Consider the following 16,617-nt stretch of genomic DNA (forward strand, 5'->3'; position numbering starts at 1 on the left):
CCCGGGCCGCCGGGGCCTCGCTCCCGGCACCCGCAGGGCGGCCTGAGCGCTTCCGAAACCCGCAGGCAGTGGCCCTGCGCACGGCGGACCGAGCGGGCCGGGCGGCAGGAAAGGCGGAAGTCGGGTTACCGTTCGAGTGGCCGTTGCGGGCTTTTGCCGTTTGACACGGGGGCGGGTTGTACCGTCACACTCCGCAGCGACAGCACTGTCGGCAGCGCAATCGCGCTGCCTGGATGCCCACCGAGCGTCGACCGGAGAGAAGAGCGAAGTTGTCCCCGACCAGCGAGACCGCACAGGGCGGCCGCCGACTCGTTATCGTCGAGTCGCCTGCCAAGGCGAAGACGATCAAGGGCTATCTCGGCCCCGGATACGTCGTCGAGGCGAGCGTCGGGCACATCCGCGACCTCCCGAACGGTGCCGCGGAGGTGCCGGACGAGTACACCGGTGAGGTGCGCCGCCTCGGCGTGGACGTCGAACACGACTTCCAGCCCATCTACGTCGTCAATGCCGACAAGAAGGCCCAGGTCAGAAAGCTCAAGCAGCTGCTGGCCGAGTCCGACGAACTCTTCCTCGCCACCGATGAGGACCGCGAGGGCGAAGCCATCGCGTGGCACCTGCAGGAAGTGCTCAAGCCCAAGGTCCCGGTCCACCGGATGGTCTTCCACGAGATCACCAAGGACGCGATCCGGGCCGCCGTCGCCAACCCGCGCGAGCTCAACCAGCGCATGGTCGACGCCCAGGAGACCCGCCGGATCCTCGACCGCCTCTACGGCTACGAGGTCTCGCCGGTCCTGTGGAAGAAGGTCATGCCGCGGCTCTCCGCGGGACGTGTCCAGTCCGTCGCCACCCGCCTCGTCGTCGAGCGGGAGCGCGAGCGCATCGCCTTCCGTTCCGCCGAGTACTGGGACCTGACCGGCACCTTCGCCACCGGCCGCACCGGTGACGCCTCCGACCCGTCGACGCTCACCGCCCGCCTCAGCGCGGTCGACGGGCGCCGCATCGCCCAGGGCCGGGACTTCGGTCCGGACGGGCAGCTCAAGTCGGGCTCCGGCCAGACGCTGCACCTGGACGAGACGAACGCCCGCGCCCTGGCCGCCGCACTCGCAGACTCCGCGTTCGCCGTGCGGTCCGTCGAGTCGAAGCCGTACCGCCGCTCCCCGTACGCCCCCTTCCGTACGACGACCCTCCAGCAGGAGGCGAGCCGGAAGCTGGGCTTCGGGGCCAAGGCCACCATGCAGGTCGCGCAGAAGCTGTATGAGAACGGCTTCATCACCTATATGCGTACCGACTCCACGACGCTCTCGGACACCGCGATCTCCGCGGCCCGGGCCCAGGTCACGCAGTTGTACGGGGCGAACTACCTGCCGGACAAGCCGCGCACGTACGCCGGCAAGGTCAAGAACGCGCAGGAGGCGCACGAGGCGATCCGCCCCTCCGGCGACCGCTTCCGCACCCCTGCCGAGACCGGCCTCACCGGTGACCAGTTCCGGCTCTACGAGCTGATCTGGAAGCGGACCGTCGCCTCCCAGATGAAGGACGCGGTCGGCAACTCCGTCACCGTCAAGATCGGTGGCCGGGCGAGCGACGGCCGGGACGCCGAGTTCTCCGCCTCCGGCAAGACGATCACCTTCCACGGCTTCATGAAGGCGTACGTCGAAGGCGCCGACGACCCGAACGCGGAGCTCGACGACCGTGAGCGCAGGCTGCCGCAGGTCGCCGAGGGCGACGCGCTCTCCGCCGACGAGCTCTCGGTCGACGGACACGCGACCAAGCCGCCGGCCCGGTACACGGAAGCCTCGCTGGTCAAGGAGCTCGAAGAGCGCGAGATCGGCCGCCCGTCGACGTACGCGTCGATCATCGGCACGATCCTCGACCGCGGCTACGTGTTCAAGAAGGGCACGGCCCTGGTGCCGTCGTTCCTGTCGTTCGCCGTGGTCAACCTGCTGGAGAAGCACTTCGGCCGGCTCGTGGACTACGACTTCACGGCCCGCATGGAGGACGACCTCGACCGCATCGCCCGCGGTGAGGCCCAGTCCGTGCCGTGGCTGAAGCGGTTCTACTTCGGTGCCCAGGAAGGTGACGACGCGGCCGGTGCCGGGAAGGCCTCCGACGCGGGCAACGGCGACGGCGACCACCTCGGCGGGCTCAAGGAGCTCGTCACCGACCTCGGCGCGATCGACGCCCGGGAGATCTCCTCGTTCCCCGTCGGCAACGACATCAAGCTGCGGGTCGGCCGGTACGGCCCGTACATCGAGCGCGGCGAGAAGGACTCCGAGGGCCACCAGCGCGCCGACGTCCCCGAGGACCTGGCGCCCGACGAGCTGTCCGTCGAGTACGCGGAGGAGCTGCTCGCCAAGCCGAGCGGCGACTTCGAGCTCGGGGCGGACCCGGTCAGCGGGAACCAGATCATCGCCAAGGACGGGCGCTACGGTCCGTACGTCACCGAGGTGCTGCCCGAGGGCACCCCCAAGACCGGCAAGAACGCGGTGAAGCCGCGGACGGCTTCGCTGTTCAAGTCGATGTCGCTGGACACGGTGACGCTGGCCGACGCGTTGAAACTGATGTCGCTGCCGCGTGTGGTGGGTGAGGACGCCGAGGGTGTCGAGATCACCGCGCAGAACGGCCGCTACGGCCCGTACCTGAAGAAGGGCACGGACTCGCGGTCGCTGACCTCCGAGGACCAGCTCTTCGACATCACGCTCGAAGAGGCCCTCGCCATCTACGCCCAGCCGAAGCAGCGCGGGCGTGCCGCCGCCAAGCCGCCGCTGAAGGAACTGGGCACGGACCCGGTGAGCGGGGCGCCGGTGGTCGTGAAGGACGGGCGCTTCGGCGCGTACGTCACCGACGGCGAGACGAACGCGACGCTGCGGTCCGACGACAGCGTCGAGGAGATCACGCCGGAGCGCGGGTACGAGCTGCTCGCGGAGAAGCGGGCCAAGGGGCCGGCCAAGAAGAAGACTGCGAAGAAGGCCCCGGCGAAGAAGGCGGCCGCCAAGAAGGCTCCGGCCAAGAAGGCGACTACGGCCAAGAAGACTGCGGCGAAGAAGACCGTGGCTGCGGGGGCGGGGGCCGCGAAGAAGACTGCGGCCAAGAAGGCTCCGGCGAAGAAGGCGGCTTCTTCGGCTTCCTCGTCGGAGGAGTGACTTCGCGGGCTTTGCGGGCATCGCGGGCATCGCGGATTTCTCGGTGGTTCTGAACGTCGGGCGGGTCGGAGAGTTGGTTCTTCGGCCCGTTCGGCGTTTTGGTGTGGGCCGTGTGGGGGAGGGGGTGTGGGTGCGGGGGCGCCTGCGGCGGGCCTTGTCCCCTGCCCGCCCCTTCCCGTAACCGGGGCTCCGCCCCGGACCCCGCGCCTCAAACGCCGGCGGGGCTGGGGTGTGCCGCGGGTGTGCGCTGTGACGGTGATGGGGCTGGGAGCGGGTGGGATGCGTGGGTGGGAGTGGGCTCGGGCGGGGCGGGAATTCGGGGCTGGCGGTCGTATGTTCGGACGCGGGCCCCGGGCACCGGGTCGGTCCCGATAGGCTGGGCGGATGACGCGAGCCGAGCAGCCAACGGTCGTGAGCCCCACCTCCGACACACTTGCCGCAGACTCACGCGAGCGCGCCGTACGAGCCCTGTTGCGTATTCCCCCGCTGAAGCGGTTGTGGAGCGCCCAGCTCGTCGGCGGTATCGGCGATGCACTCGCCCTTCTCGTGCTGGTGTTGCTGTCGCTGCAAGCGGCGGTCCTTGAGGGCTCATTCGGATCCGGATACCGCGGGGCGGCCTTTGCCGTCGCCGCCGTGTTCGGTGCCCGGATTATTTCCACCTTGCTCTTCGGAGCCGTACTACTGGGGCCATTGACGACCCTGACGGCGCCGGGCGGGCCGATCGACCGGCGATGGCTGATGATCGGGGCGGACGGGCTGCGGCTCGCGCTGCTGGTCGTCGCGCCGCTGTGGATCGACTGGATGCCCGACCGGGCACTCATGATGGTCCTGATCACCGTCTTCGTCACCGGCGTCGGCGAACGACTCTGGCGGGTCGCCAAGGAGAGTGCCGCCCCGGCGCTGCTGCCCGCCCCGCCTATCGAGGGCGCCGCGGTTCGCCCGCTGCCGGACCACCTCGACGCACTGCGCCGGCTCTCCCTGCGTACCGACTTCGCCGCCGTACCGCTTGCCGCGGCCGTCCTGCTGGTGGCCACGCTGATCGGGAATCTGCTGGGCTCGGGCCTGGACTGGTTCTCGTTCCACCAGGCGTCCCTCGGCTCGTACGTCGCGGCCGGGCTCTTCTCCGCCTCCATCTCCATCCTGTACTTCCTGGAACTCCCCGGTACGCAGACACCCCGCCCCCGTTCGCCCCTGGAGGGCCTGCGCCGGCCGTCCACCGGCAGCGGACCCGACAAGGGACGTACCGGTGCCGCCCCGCTGATCGTCGCTGCCTGCGCCGCTGTCGCCGGCGCGATCGCGGCCGCGGGCGCCGTCGCCGTACTGCACGCCACGGACCTGGGTGGCGGGCCCGCCACCCTCGCACTGCTGGTCCTCGCCCTCACCGGTGGCACGGGTATCGGTATCCGTACCGCCGGCAAGGTGCTGCCTGCCCTGTCGCGGCGGCGGCTGCTGTCCCTGGCCACCGCCGTCACCGGAGTCGCGCTCCTGGCGATGGGTCTGGTCCCGGACACGGCCACCGTCGTGCTGATCGCCGTGCTCGCCGGATACGCGGCGGGTGTCGCCGCCAACACCGGTCATGTCCTCGTCGACCAGGAGACGGAGGAGTTCCGCCGGGCGCGGACCACCGAACACCTCCAGGCCGTCGTCCGGGTGCTGATCGCGTTCGGCGCGGTCGGTGGCCCGCTGGTGGCCGCGGCCATAGGGACGCACCGACTGACAGCCGGTGACTTCGTCTTCGCGCACGGCGGCGCCGCCTTCACACTGATGCTGATCGGTGCGCTGCTGCTGCCGGTCGCCGCGATCGTCCTCGCGAAGACGGACGACCGTGCCGGAGTGCCGCTGCGGCGTGATCTGCGCGAGGCGCTGCGGGGCGGCGACCCGGCGGTCGCACCCGCCGAGACCGGTTTCTTCCTCGCCCTGGAGGGCGGCGACGGAGCCGGCAAGTCCACCCAGGTCGAGGCGCTCGCCGAGTGGATCCGGGCCAAGGGCCACGAGGTCGTCGTCACCCGGGAGCCCGGGGCCACGCCCGTCGGCAAGCGGCTGCGGTCCATCCTGCTCGACGTGTCGTCGGCCGGGCTCTCCAACCGCGCCGAGGCGCTGCTGTACGCCGCCGACCGCGCCGAGCACGTCGACTCGGTCGTGCGCCCGGCGCTGGAGCGCGGCGCGATCGTCATCTCCGACCGCTACATCGACTCGTCCGTGGCCTACCAGGGCGCGGGCCGCGATCTCGCGCCGACCGAGATCGCCCGGATCTCGCGGTGGGCGACGAGCGGGCTCGTACCGCATCTGACGGTGCTTCTGGACGTCGACCCCGAGACCGCCAGGGAACGGTTCACCGAGGCGCCCGACCGGCTGGAGTCCGAGCCGCCCGAGTTCCACGCCCGGGTGCGCTCCGGTTTCCTGACGCTGGCCGCGGCCGACCCGACGCGCTATCTGGTGGTGGACGCCGGGCAGGACCCGGAGTCGATCACCACGGTCGTACGGCACCGGCTCGACCAGCTCCTCCCGCTCTCCGAGGCCGAGGTCAAGGCTCTGGAAGAGGCGCGCAAGGCCGCCGAGGAGGAGGCCAGGCGCCTCGCCGAGGAAGAGGCGGCGCGCAAGGCCGAGGAGGAGCGCCTGGAGCGCGAGCGGGAGGAACAGCTCGCCAGGCTCCGCGCCGAGGAGGAGGAGCGCAAGCGCCAGGAGCTGGAGGAAGCGCGCCGCCGCGAGGCCGAACGCCAGGCAGAGGAGGCCCGGCAGCGTGCCGAGGAGGCCCGCCGCCTCGCGGAGGAGGAGCGGGCCCGGCAGGAGGCCGAGGAAGCGGCCCGCGAGGTCGAGCAGGCACGGTTGCGCCGCCAGGCCGAGGAGGAGGCGCGGCTGCGCAAGGAGGCCGAGGCGCGGCGTCTCGAGAAGCAGCGCAAGGCCGAGGAATCGCTGCTGCGGGCCGAGGCGGCACGCCGCCAGGCGGAGTCCGAGTCGGCCGCCGCGGCTGAGGCCGCGCGGGCTGAGGCCGCTGCTGCCGAGGCGGAAGCGGCACAGGCCGCGGCGGAGGCGGAAGCGGCCGCACGCGCCTCCCGGGAATCGGCTTCCGGGTCGGAATCGGATTCCGGGTCGTCCGGGTCGTCCGTTCACGACAACGAGCTGACGGTGCCGACCCCGATCGTCAACCCGAACGAGATCACTCAGCCGGTTCCTTCCCCGGTCGATCCGTCGGCGGGCCGGTCGTCGGATACCTCCCGTTCGCGATCCGGTTCCTCTTCCCGGTCCGGTTCCTCGTCCGCTCCCTGGCCCTCCGACGAGGCCGAGACGACGATGATCCCGAAGATCGACGACCCGTCCGGGCGCCCGGACGGGCGCGACGCGACAGGTGCGATGGACGAGACGGCGGTGCTTCCGCCGGTACGGGACGCGGGACGCGAACCCGCGCGGGACGCGGATCCGTCCGACCGGGTGCCGCGGGGCATCTTCCGGGACGAGCGTCCGGCAGGCTCCGCCCCCGAGGGCGAGAACGAGCGCACCCGTGAGCTCCCGCAGGTCCCGGACCCGCACGCGCCCCAGCACCCGGCCGCGGACCAGCAGGAGCGCTCCGGCCGGTCCTCGCGTCGGCCGCGCCCCGACTGGGCGGAGGAGACCCCGCTGGACGATCTGCCGACGCTGGCGGACGAACTGCTCGGCGACCACGACGACGAGGGTCCCGGGTCCCGGGGACGAGGACGCCGCCCGCGCCGCTGATCCGGTACGTCGTCCGTTGGACAGGGGAGGGAGCTCCGGGACACCCGGGGCTCCCTCCCTCGTGTGCGGGTGCCCGCCTCCCTCGTGTGCGGGTGCCCGCGGCCACCGGAACCCGGGGTCCGGCATCGATGTCGGATCAATGTCAGACCCGTCCCCCACAATGGGAAGCCGGGAGTCACACAGGCCCGCGTCGCCGCTCCGCGGAGGGGCAGCGCGGCCGCACACCACCGGAAGGGCGAAGACCCATGTCCGTATGGGACGACCTGGTCGGCCAGGACCGGGTGCAGGAACAGCTCGGCGCCGCCGCCCGGGATGCCGATGTGCTGGTCTCCGCCATCTCGGCGGGGGAGCCGGTGCCGCCCGCCTCGAAGATGACGCACGCCTGGCTCTTCACCGGCCCGCCGGGCTCAGGGCGGTCCACCGCCGCCCGGGCCTTCGCCGCCGCCCTGCAGTGCACCAGCCCGGACCGTGCCCTGGGAGGGGCGCCGGGCTGCGGTTTCTGCGACGGCTGCCACACCAGCCTCATCGGGACGCACGCCGATGTCGACGTGATCCGCACCGACCTGCTCTCCATCGGTGTGAAGGAGACCCGCGAGCTGGTCCGCCGGGCCCAGCTCTCCCCGGCAGTCGGGCGTTGGCAGGTCATCGTCATGGAGGACGCCGACCGCCTGACCGAGGGCGCGGGCAACGTCCTGCTGAAGGCGATCGAGGAGCCCGCGCCGCGTACGGTGTGGCTGCTCTGCGCACCCTCACTCGAAGACGTGCTGCCCACGATCCGGTCCCGCTGCCGTCACCTCACGCTGCGTACCCCGTCGGTGGACGCCGTCGCCGATGTGCTGATCCGCCGCGACGGCATCGATCCGGAGCGGGCCGCGTCCGCCGCCCGCGCCACGCAAGGGCACATCGGCAGGGCGCGCCGCCTCGCCACGGACGAGCGGGCGCGTGCCCGTCGCGCGGCAGTCCTCAAACTGCCCCTGCGCGTCGACGACATCGGTGGCTGTCTGAGGGCGGCGCAGGAGCTGATCGACACCGCCACCGACGACGCGAAACAGGCCTCCGAGGACGTGGACGTCAAGGAGACGGAAGACATGAAGGCGGCCCTCGGTGCGTCGGCCGGCGGCCGTATGCCCCGGGGTACGGCCGGGGTGATGAAGGATCTGGAGGACAAGCAGAAGCGCCGGAAGACCCGTACGCAGCGCGACAGCCTCGACCTGGCGCTCACCGAACTGACCGGCTTCTACCGCGATGTGCTCGCCCTCCAGCTGGGATCGCGGATCGCCATCGCCAATGCGGACGCGCAGGACTCCCTGGACCGTGTCGTCCGTGCGTCCACACCCGAGCGGACGCTGCGCCGGATCGAGGCCGTGACCGCCTGCCGCCGTGCGCTGGACCGCAACGTGGCTCCGCTGCTCGCCGTGGAGGCGATGACGATGGCGCTGCACGAGGGCTGACGTCTCGCACGTCTCGCACGTCCCGCATGCCTTGCATGCCCTACACGTCTCGTGCGTCCCGCACGTCCTGCGTGTCTCGCACGTCCCGCGCGTCAGGTACCCCCGCGCTCCGGCGGGTACCGGGGGGCCGCGTGCGCCCGAATCACCCGAATGAGCATCGAATCGGGCGAGTCGGCACCCTGCGGCTACGCTCCCGACATGGACACCAGGCGCCCGCTCCGCACCTTCGCCCTCGCGCTCGGCACTGCCGGCCTGCTCATCTCCGGCTGCAGCAGTGGAAGTTCGACGTCGAGCGCCTCGTCGTCCGCGCCGGCGGCAGCCACCTCCGCCGTCCCCGCCGCGCTGAAGAAGTTCTACGAGCAGGACCTCAAATGGCGTGACTGCGGTGTCACGGGTTTCCAGTGCAGCACCATGAAGGCGCCGCTCGACTACAAGAAGCCGGACGGCGACGAGATCAAACTGGCGGTCTCCCGCAAGAAGGCCACCGGCCCCGGCAAGCGGATCGGCTCCCTGCTGGTGAATCCGGGCGGCCCCGGCGGATCGGCCATCGGCTATCTCCAGGGCTACGCGGCGATGGGCTACCCGGCCCAGGTGCGGGCCCGCTACGACATGGTCGCCATCGATCCGCGCGGTGTGGCGCGCAGCGAACCCGTCGAATGTCTCACCGGTCCGCAGATGGACGCCTACACGCAGGTCGACCAGACACCGGACGACGCGGGCGAGGTCGCCGCGCTGAGCGGTGCGTTCAAGAAGTTCGCCACGGGCTGCGAGCAGCGCTCCGAGGAGATCCTGCCGCACGTCTCCACCGTGGAGACGGCGCGTGACATGGACATCCTGCGGGCCCTGCTCGGCGACGAACGGCTCAACTACGTCGGCGCCTCGTACGGCACCTTCCTCGGCGCGACGTACGCCGAACTCTTCCCCGCGCGGTCCGGCCGGCTCGTCCTCGACGGTGCGATGGACCCCTCGCTCCCGTCGGCGGAGATGAACCGGGACCAGACCGCGGGGTTCGAGACCGCGTTCCAGTCCTTCGCCGGGGGCTGCGTGAAGAAGTCGGACTGCCCGCTCGGCACCACGTCAGCATCCGATGCCGCGAAGAGGCTGAGCCGGCTCTTCGCCGGCCTCGACGCCAAACCGATCGCCACGGGGGAGTCCCGAAAGCTGGGTGAGTCCCTCGCCACCACGGGGGTCATCGCGGCGATGTACGACGAGACGGCATGGCCGCAGCTCCGCGAGGCGCTGACCGCCGCCGAAGCCGGTGACGGTTCCGGTCTGCTCTCCCTCGCGGACAGCTACTACGAGCGCCAGCCCAACGGCACGTACACGAATCTGATGTACGCCAACGCGGCCGTGAACTGCCTCGACCTGCCTCCCGCCTTCACCACATCCAAGGCGGTCACCAAGGCGCTCCCCGACTTCGAGAAGGCCTCCCCGGTCTTCGGCAGGGGCTTCGCCTGGGCGTCCCTGAACTGCGCCTACTGGCCGGTCCCCGCCACCGGCACCCCGCACCGCATCAAGGCCGAGGGCGCGGCCCCGATCGTGGTGGTCGGCACCACCCGGGACCCGGCCACCCCGTACAAGTGGGCGCAGTCCCTGGCCGGCCAGCTCTCCTCCGGCACCCTCCTCACGTACGAGGGCGACGGCCACACGGCGTACGGGCGCGGCAGCGACTGCATCGACACGGCGATCAACAAATACCTCCTGGAGGGCACCCCGCCGGCCAAGGGCAAGAAGTGCTCCTGACCCCACCTGCCCCGCCGCTGACCTGCGGCTACACCTCGGAGACGGGCCGGTACGGAGCACCCCCGGAAACTGTGTAGACTTGGCGTCGCTGCTGACCGCACCATGGTGCGACAGGGCGCGCCGCCTTAGCTCAGTTGGCCAGAGCAACGCACTCGTAATGCGTAGGTCTCGGGTTCGAATCCCGAAGGCGGCTCACTGAAGGCCCAGGACAGATCACATCTGACCTGGGCCTTTGTGCTTTTCATAGAGTATTTCTCTGGGTAATGCGTCCCGTTCCGGGCGTTCTCGGGGGTTTCCTGTAAACAGGCCGTGTCACGGCGCTGGTTGGTGGAGAGTCGGTCGGTCGATCACTGCGGAGGACCCGGCGTGAACCTGCCGCGCTTCGATGGGGAAGCCGGCGAGTTCGACCTCGGCGTGGTTACGGCCGTCGGAGATGAAGCCGCCAAGGCTGTCGGCGCCGGATTCCCTCAGGCGAGTGGTGCGCCCCACGCCCCTTGGTCGTCAGCTCCTTGCTGATTTCGCGGCGTCGCGGGCCAGGCTTCGGGCGATCTCTGCCGCGTGGGCGGCGACGTCATCCGTGGTTGCCTGGCGCCGACTGTAGAAGCCACTGCGCATGAGTGTGGCGTAGCCGTGGGCTGCTGAGATCTGTCGTTCCAGGAGTTGTAGGGCACTGCGGGCGTCGCCGCTGGTGACCGCGAGGACGAAGGGCAGGAAGGCGTCCATGACTTCGCGTCCTGCAGCGAGAAGGTCTTGGTCTCCCGCGTCCTGCAGTTCTCCGGCGAATATCAGATCGAAGCCTGAACCGTACTGTGCGGCGAAGCGCGTGTAGGCGGCGGCGCTCGCGGCCGTCACTTCGACGGGGTCGGGCTGATCGCCGTTCCCGACCAGGTCCCTTTGGGTCTGCAACAGTTCGTCCGTGAGGCGTCTGGCGGCGGTTACGGCGCAAGCGATCAGCAACGCCTTCCGGCTGCTGAAGTGCCGATAGGGCGCTGCGCTGCTCACGCCCGCGCGCCGAGCCACTTCCGCCACGGACAGGGCTCCGATGCCTTGCTCGGCGATCACTTCGAGCGCGGTCGTCACCAGGGCCGTTCTGAGATCACCGTGGTGGTAGGTGCTGCGCTTGGCCATGAACTCTCTCTCCGAACCTGATGTAAGAGACATCTTACATCAGGTTCGGCCGTCGTGGAAGCGTGGGCGGCGGCCGACGTGGCGTTTGACTTGATGAGAGAGCCCTCTTACATTCGGTGAAGTAAGAGGGCTCATACATCATGTGTGGGCCGTTGGACTTCTGGAGGTTTGTTGTCATGGCTGCTGTTCTGGAGTCTGCGGTTGCGCTGGTGACGGGTGCCAGTAGCGGTATCGGTCGTGCCACCGCTGTGCGTCTGGCGCAGGAGGGGGCCACCGTCGCCTTGGTGGCGCGTCGGCGAGACCGTGCCGAGGAGGTGGCGAAGGCCGTCGAGGCGGAGGGCGGTCGGGCTCTGGTCATCGTCGCGGATGTGACCGATGCCGATGCCGCTTCGGCGGCGGTGAAGGAAGTTGTGGACCGCTTCGGGCGGCTCGATGTCCTGGTGAACGCGGCCGGTGTGATGCTCAACGGCGACTCCCTTCGGGCGCGTCTGGACGAGTGGGACCAGATGGTGGACGTCAACCTCAAGGGGCTGATGTATGTCACCAAGGCCGCGCTTCCGCACCTGCTGGAGGCGGCCGAGAGCGCCGGGCGCAAGGTGGCGGACGTGGTCAACATCAGTTCGGTGGCGGGCCGTGCCGCAGCGCCGACGGTGGCGATCTACAACGCGACCAAGTTCGGTGTGACCGCCGCGACGGAGTCGTGGCGGCAGGAGTACGCGTCGCAGGGGCTGCGGTTCTCGGTTGTGGAGCCGGGCGCGGTGGACACCGAGCTGTTCGGGCACCAGCAGGAGCACGCCCAGGCAGGTGAGAACCAGCGGTTCGAGGGTGTGGAGAAGCTCCATCCCGAGGACATCGCCGGTGCTGTCGCCTACATCGTGACCAGCCCGCGGCGGCGGGCGATCAACGAGATCGTCATCCGGCCCACCGACCAGGGCTTCTGATGCCAGCTGGGCTGGTTCGCCGCGTGCGAGTTGGGTGAACCAGTCGTGGGACCCGGCCCGGTGGGCTCGGGGCCGCCTGGCGCCCAGTGGCCCCAGGAGGAGATGATGCCCATCACGACACGGGTTGCGGTGATTCCCGACAAAGGGCGTGCGGAGGTCGGTGAGATCCGCGTCGAATGCCCCGGGCTCGACGAGGTCTTGGTGCGCATCGAGCTCCGTCCGGATCGGCCGGACGGAGCTCGGATCTCTTGACCGCGCTCTGGAGATGCGCTTCCGCTCACGGCTGGGCACGCGGGTGTGCGCATCGTCGACGTGGATGCCCAGGAGTGTGGCGTCCCTCAGCCTCGTGCGTTGGCCGGGGGAACCGTGAAGATGGCGCGACCGGGGTTCAGCTTCGCCGAGTTGATCTGCGTGAAGGCGTCGATCCACGGCGCTCGGTCGCCATCGGTGGCGACGTCTTCAGCCGGGTTGCCCAGGGCCAGGTGGAGACGGGCGTTGTTGATCCTGATCTTCTGCTTGGAGGGGGTATCGAGCCAGTCACCGGTCCGTACCGAGCCGATTTCCACGACGAGGCGGTGGCCCGTCTGCAGTGTCCAATCGGTCGACTTCAGGCCGATGTCCAACTGGTCCTGGTCCAGTCGGGAGACTCGCTCGTCGAATGCGACGGCGTTTCCGTCGGGGTCCACGTCGTACAGCTTGACCATCACGTTGCCCTCGCCCTTGGCCGTCATGGTGATCCGGGGTGTGCCGGTGACCCGGGTGGCCGTGCCGAGAGGCCGGGACCAGACGAAGAAGCTTCCGGCGGCGTCACGACCGGTTTCCTCTTCCGGGGGTGTGGGCTGTGAGCCCGCTCCGCTGTCCAGGTACGAGCCGTTGCCGAGTCGGAGGTTCGCGGAGCGGTTCGCTGTCGGCCAGAACTTCTCGGCGCGCCAGTCGCCGAGGTTGTCCTGGACGGCGTAGTTCGGGTACTTGACCTTGGGATCTAGGTCCTTGAGGTGTTCGTCGAAAAAGGACATCGTCTCCTTGAACCAGGTCGCGCGGCCCATCGCGAACTTCCCGTCCTGCGTACGGTCGTTGCCGCGCACGTGGTCCCAGGGGCCGACCCAGGCACGCTGCGGGCCGCGGTGGTTGCTGAGGAACTCCTCCATTCCCACGGGGAGGTGTTTGTCTCGGTGGTGCCCTGGGTGAACAGGAGCGGGGTGTCGGTGTCCCTCGCCTTCCTGGCGGGGCTGCGGTCCTTCCAGTACGGGTCTACCGGGTCGCCGATGGTAGGGCCGAAGGAGTTGAGTGCCAGGCACTCGGGGTGCTTCGTCTCGCTCCGCTGCTGCCGGCTCGTGCGCCGCGGCGGCACCGCTACCCGGGGAGGTTGCCGGCCGATGGCCGTGCTGTTCCGCGGGGCATCGTTTACGTGCTTCGCAAGAGTGTGAGCTGGCGGGACGTCACCCCAGCACCAGGTAGTCGGCGACTTGCGTTGCCCGTACTGCCTGCGTGGGCTCGGCCCGCCCGCTCCCTCTCCTCAGCTGCCAGCTAGTTCTTGCGCACCTGCCATCCATAGGGCGGGATCGTAGGCGTACTGGCGCTTCTCTCTTGATGCGCCGGCCGCGGCGGAGCTTGGCCAGGGGCGTGCCTCAGGCCAGTGCTTCCTGGACAGGAACGCGAGCGTGACCCTCAGAGCGGATAGTCCCGAGCCACGCTGCTCGGTCACCCGGACCCGGTCCTGGGGAAGAAACGCCAGTGTGCCCGGTAGAGATCGCAGAGAGCAACGATCGCGCCATCTACTGGGCACACTGGCGACAGTTGGATAGGCGAGGCCACCGGTACCAGGCCGCGCGCTCTACCGACGCGCCTTCCGGGCGCCGGGCGTGCGGAGCCGGGCGGTGGATCAGGAATGAGGGACAGGAGCTCCAACAGCGACGGCGACTGTGCGGATCGCACGGTCGACCGTGACCTCGGTGGTGGGCTGCTCGGAATCATGGACGAAGGCGGTGGCGCCGCGCCGGCTGCCGACGTAGTCGACGAAGCCGTGCAGGAGTTGGGTGCGCAGCGCCCTTTCGTAGCCGTGCCTCTCGTACGCGCCGGTGTCCGCGCCGGCTATCGGTATCAGGTGCGTCGTGAGCTGCTGGAGCTTGGGCAGCACCCCCGTTGTTGCGGAGTACTCGAAGGCCCAGCCGTTCACGAAGACCCGGTCGATCCACCCCTTCAGCAGGGCCGGGGCCGACCACCAGTACACCGGGAAGACCAGAACCAGGTCGGTCGCCCGGTCCAGGCGCTGCTGCTCGCGGACCACATCGGGCGGGTGGCCGCCGCCCTCCTGGTACGCACGACGGTCTGCCGGGGTGAACCGGGGATCGAATCCCTCCTGGTGCAGGTCCGCGACCTCGACCGTCCCGGCGCGCAGGGCTGCGCTGAGACGTTCCGCGACGTGATGGGTCAGGGAGCCGGGATCGGGGTGCGCGGTGACCACGAGGGTGCGCAGGGTGTCGTCGGTGCTCATGACGGTACGTCCTTGAGTGAGGGCCGAGTGCCGGAGGTCTTCGCAGGTGCAGGTCCGTGGGAGTGCCAGGGCTCGCATCACGGTCGGGGAGGGGGAAGCCGGCGTATCACCGCGGGTCCCAGACGCCGGCCGCGGCCGCGCGGACGACGTACTCCTCGAAGATGCGCGGCGCGCGCCCCAGCACGGTGGCGAGGTCGCCGGTCGCTCCGGCGACCGAACCGCCTGCTATCAACGCGAACATTTCGGCGATTTCGTCGGCCTCGTGACGGCCCACGCCTTGCCCGACGAGCGCCGCCACGTACGCGTCAGGCGTGATCTGCCGGTAGGTGAGCGTCCGTCCGGACGCCCGTGCGATCAGCTCGACGGCCTCGGTGAACCTGACGGGGCGGGGCCCGCTCAGCTCGTACACCTGCCCGACGTGCCGGTCCCGCTCGGTCAGTGTCGTGACCGCAGCGTCCGCGATGTCCTCCACGTCGACGAACGGCTCGGGAACGTCCCCGGCCGGCAATGCCAGTTCACCGGCGAGCAGCGGTGCGTGGAAGACGTCCTCGCCGAAGTTCTGGGCGAAGTTCGACGCCCGCAGCACGGTCCATTCCAAAGGCGCGCCACGGACTGCCTCCTCCGCCGAGACCATGTTGCGCCCGAACCCGGAGTCGCCCCAGCCGTCCGCACCGCGGCCGGAGAGCAGCACCAGCCGCCGCACCCCGGCGGCCACGGCTCGTTCCACGAACGCGTGCACCGGGCCCGGCACCGGCGGGGGCACCACGTAGGCCGCGTCGATGTCGCGCAGGACGGCGTCCCAGCCGGACGGCTGGGACCAGTCGAAGTGGACCCGGCTGGACCGGGAAGCGGCGCGAACCGGGACGCCGCGCAGTCGCAGCCGGGCTGCGACCCGGCGCCCCGTCCGGCCGGTCGCGCCAACCACAAGAGAAGTGTGTGCGTTCATGCCTCCACACAACACCGGCTGCCCGGACGTTCCCATGGGTGAAGAGCCGCCCCACCTTTGCGATCGTCTAATCTGGTGGGGTGGATATCACCAGTGAGCTGTTCCGCGGCGTGCGAGCCCACGGCTCCCTGTTCGGCAGCTCCACGCTGTCCCCGCCCTGGTCCCTGCACTTCGTGGACGGGCCCCCACTGACGCTGTGCACCGTCCTCACAGGCGCAGGCTGGATCGTTGCGGACGACCACCCGCCCGAACGGCTCGGCACCCACGACACGATCGTGGTGCGCGGCCCCGCGACCTTCACCTTCGTCGACGACCCGGCAACCACTGTCGAGCCCCTTGTGTGCAGCGAGGAGTGCGCCACCCCCGAGCAGGGTGGCACCCGCCATCGGCTCGGCTGGCACGAACCAGGCGAGGACGGGGCGGGGGGCGGCACAACGACCCTGGTCGTCGGGGCCTATCCGGTAAGCGGTGAGATCGGCCGTCGGTTGCTGGACAGCCTGCCCGTCGTGCTGCGCGTACCCGCCGGCGGCGACGGCGACCCGGTGCTCGATCACCTCGCCGCCGAGGTCGCCCGCGACGAACCGGGCCAACAAGTGGTGCTCGACCGGCTCCTGGACTGGATGCTGGTGTGCACGCTGCGCACCTGGCTCGACGAGCCCGGTCGGCGCCCCCCGGCCTGGTGGTCCGCGCAGAAGGACCCGGTGGCCGGCGAGGCCCTGAGCCTGCTGCACGCCGAACCGGCCGCCCCCTGGACAGTGGCCGCACTGGCCCGGCGTACCGGGGTGTCCCGCTCGACACTGGCCAAGCGGTTCACCGAGCTGCTCGGCGAACCGCCGCTGACCTACCTCACCCACTGGCGCATGACACTCGCCGCGGACCTTCTGGCCGAGCAGCCCTCCGCCACGGTCGCGTCTGTTGCCCGCACGGTTGGTTACAACGACCCGTTCGCGTTCAGCGTGGCCTTCAAAAGGGTCCGTGGCACCACACCCAGCACCTACCGCCGGACCATCGAAGCACACTGACGTACCCATGTGCCGGACGCCGGACGCACGCAAGAAGT

10 protein-coding genes and 1 tRNA gene are annotated in these 16,617 nt (G+C 70.2%); 7 read left to right on the forward strand and 4 right to left on the reverse strand.

Annotated features, from left to right (window positions below; genetic code table 11):
• The first annotated feature begins 269 nt into the window (after positions 1 to 269).
• The 5 genes from topA to ACFVJX_RS11355 all read left to right on the forward strand — a co-directional run bounded on the left by topA (position 270) and on the right by ACFVJX_RS11355 (position 10,241).
• On the forward strand, positions 270 to 3,143 hold the full coding sequence (gene topA, locus ACFVJX_RS11335; RefSeq protein WP_384126232.1) for a type I DNA topoisomerase: 2,874 nt from the start codon (positions 270 to 272) through the stop codon (positions 3,141 to 3,143).
• A 384-nt stretch (positions 3,144 to 3,527) separates the two neighbouring features.
• Positions 3,528 to 6,854 (forward strand): dTMP kinase, encoded by a 3,327-nt coding sequence (tmk, locus tag ACFVJX_RS11340; RefSeq protein WP_384126234.1) that lies wholly within the window; start codon positions 3,528 to 3,530, stop codon positions 6,852 to 6,854.
• A 245-nt stretch (positions 6,855 to 7,099) separates the two neighbouring features.
• A complete protein-coding gene (locus ACFVJX_RS11345) occupies positions 7,100 to 8,305 on the forward strand; it encodes a DNA polymerase III subunit delta' (RefSeq protein WP_384126235.1) in 1,206 nt (401 codons plus the stop codon).
• A 198-nt stretch (positions 8,306 to 8,503) separates the two neighbouring features.
• Positions 8,504 to 10,048, forward strand: coding sequence for an alpha/beta hydrolase (locus ACFVJX_RS11350; RefSeq protein WP_384126236.1), 1,545 nt, complete (start codon positions 8,504 to 8,506; stop codon positions 10,046 to 10,048).
• A 119-nt stretch (positions 10,049 to 10,167) separates the two neighbouring features.
• Positions 10,168 to 10,241, forward strand: a tRNA-Thr gene (locus ACFVJX_RS11355).
• A gap of 308 nt (positions 10,242 to 10,549) precedes the next feature.
• Here the strand turns inward: ACFVJX_RS11355 and ACFVJX_RS11360 are convergent.
• A complete protein-coding gene (locus ACFVJX_RS11360) occupies positions 10,550 to 11,176 on the reverse strand; it encodes a TetR/AcrR family transcriptional regulator (protein WP_384126237.1) in 627 nt (208 codons plus the stop codon).
• Positions 11,177 to 11,352: 176 nt separating this feature from the next.
• On the opposite strand from ACFVJX_RS11360, the gene ACFVJX_RS11365 reads away from it, so the two are divergent.
• Positions 11,353 to 12,117 (forward strand): SDR family oxidoreductase, encoded by a 765-nt coding sequence (locus tag ACFVJX_RS11365; RefSeq protein ID WP_384126239.1) that lies wholly within the window; start codon positions 11,353 to 11,355, stop codon positions 12,115 to 12,117.
• Between the two features lie 338 nt (positions 12,118 to 12,455).
• On the opposite strand, the gene ACFVJX_RS11370 is transcribed toward ACFVJX_RS11365, so the two are convergent.
• From ACFVJX_RS11370 to ACFVJX_RS11380, 3 genes are all read right to left on the reverse strand, one after another.
• Positions 12,456 to 13,265: a CocE/NonD family hydrolase gene (locus tag ACFVJX_RS11370; RefSeq protein WP_384126352.1), complete on the reverse strand. Its 810-nt coding sequence runs from the start codon at positions 13,263 to 13,265 to the stop codon at positions 12,456 to 12,458.
• 734 nt (positions 13,266 to 13,999) lie between these two features.
• Positions 14,000 to 14,611, reverse strand: a complete 612-nt coding sequence (locus ACFVJX_RS11375) for an NAD(P)H-dependent oxidoreductase (protein WP_384126241.1) — start codon at positions 14,609 to 14,611, stop codon at positions 14,000 to 14,002.
• A 106-nt stretch (positions 14,612 to 14,717) separates the two neighbouring features.
• Complete coding sequence (locus tag ACFVJX_RS11380; RefSeq protein WP_384126242.1) at positions 14,718 to 15,557, reverse strand: NAD(P)H-binding protein; 840 nt, start codon at positions 15,555 to 15,557, stop codon at positions 14,718 to 14,720.
• A gap of 80 nt (positions 15,558 to 15,637) precedes the next feature.
• On the opposite strand from ACFVJX_RS11380, the gene ACFVJX_RS11385 reads away from it, so the two are divergent.
• Entirely contained in the window at positions 15,638 to 16,579 is a 942-nt protein-coding gene (locus ACFVJX_RS11385) for a cupin domain-containing protein (RefSeq protein WP_384126244.1), read from the forward strand.
• The last annotated feature ends 38 nt before the right edge of the window (positions 16,580 to 16,617 follow it).

The organism is Streptomyces sp. NPDC127177 (genome assembly GCF_042672475.1).
Taxonomy (GTDB): domain Bacteria; phylum Actinomycetota; class Actinomycetes; order Streptomycetales; family Streptomycetaceae; genus Streptomyces.

Bases quoted from the DNA above. Each gene is read 5' to 3' on its own strand.
- ACFVJX_RS11375 (WP_384126241.1), bottom strand. From the start codon at position 14,611: ATGAGCACCGACGACACCCTGCGCACCCTCGTGGTCACCGCGCACCCC.
- tmk (WP_384126234.1), top strand. From the start codon at position 3,528: ATGACGCGAGCCGAGCAGCCAACGGTCGTGAGCCCCACCTCCGACACA.
- ACFVJX_RS11370 (WP_384126352.1), bottom strand. From the start codon at position 13,265: ATGGAGGAGTTCCTCAGCAACCACCGCGGCCCGCAGCGTGCCTGGGTC.
- ACFVJX_RS11360 (WP_384126237.1), bottom strand. From the start codon at position 11,176: ATGGCCAAGCGCAGCACCTACCACCACGGTGATCTCAGAACGGCCCTG.
- ACFVJX_RS11365 (WP_384126239.1), top strand. From the start codon at position 11,353: ATGGCTGCTGTTCTGGAGTCTGCGGTTGCGCTGGTGACGGGTGCCAGT.
- ACFVJX_RS11350 (WP_384126236.1), top strand. From the start codon at position 8,504: ATGGACACCAGGCGCCCGCTCCGCACCTTCGCCCTCGCGCTCGGCACT.
- ACFVJX_RS11345 (WP_384126235.1), top strand. From the start codon at position 7,100: ATGTCCGTATGGGACGACCTGGTCGGCCAGGACCGGGTGCAGGAACAG.
- ACFVJX_RS11380 (WP_384126242.1), bottom strand. From the start codon at position 15,557: ATGAACGCACACACTTCTCTTGTGGTTGGCGCGACCGGCCGGACGGGG.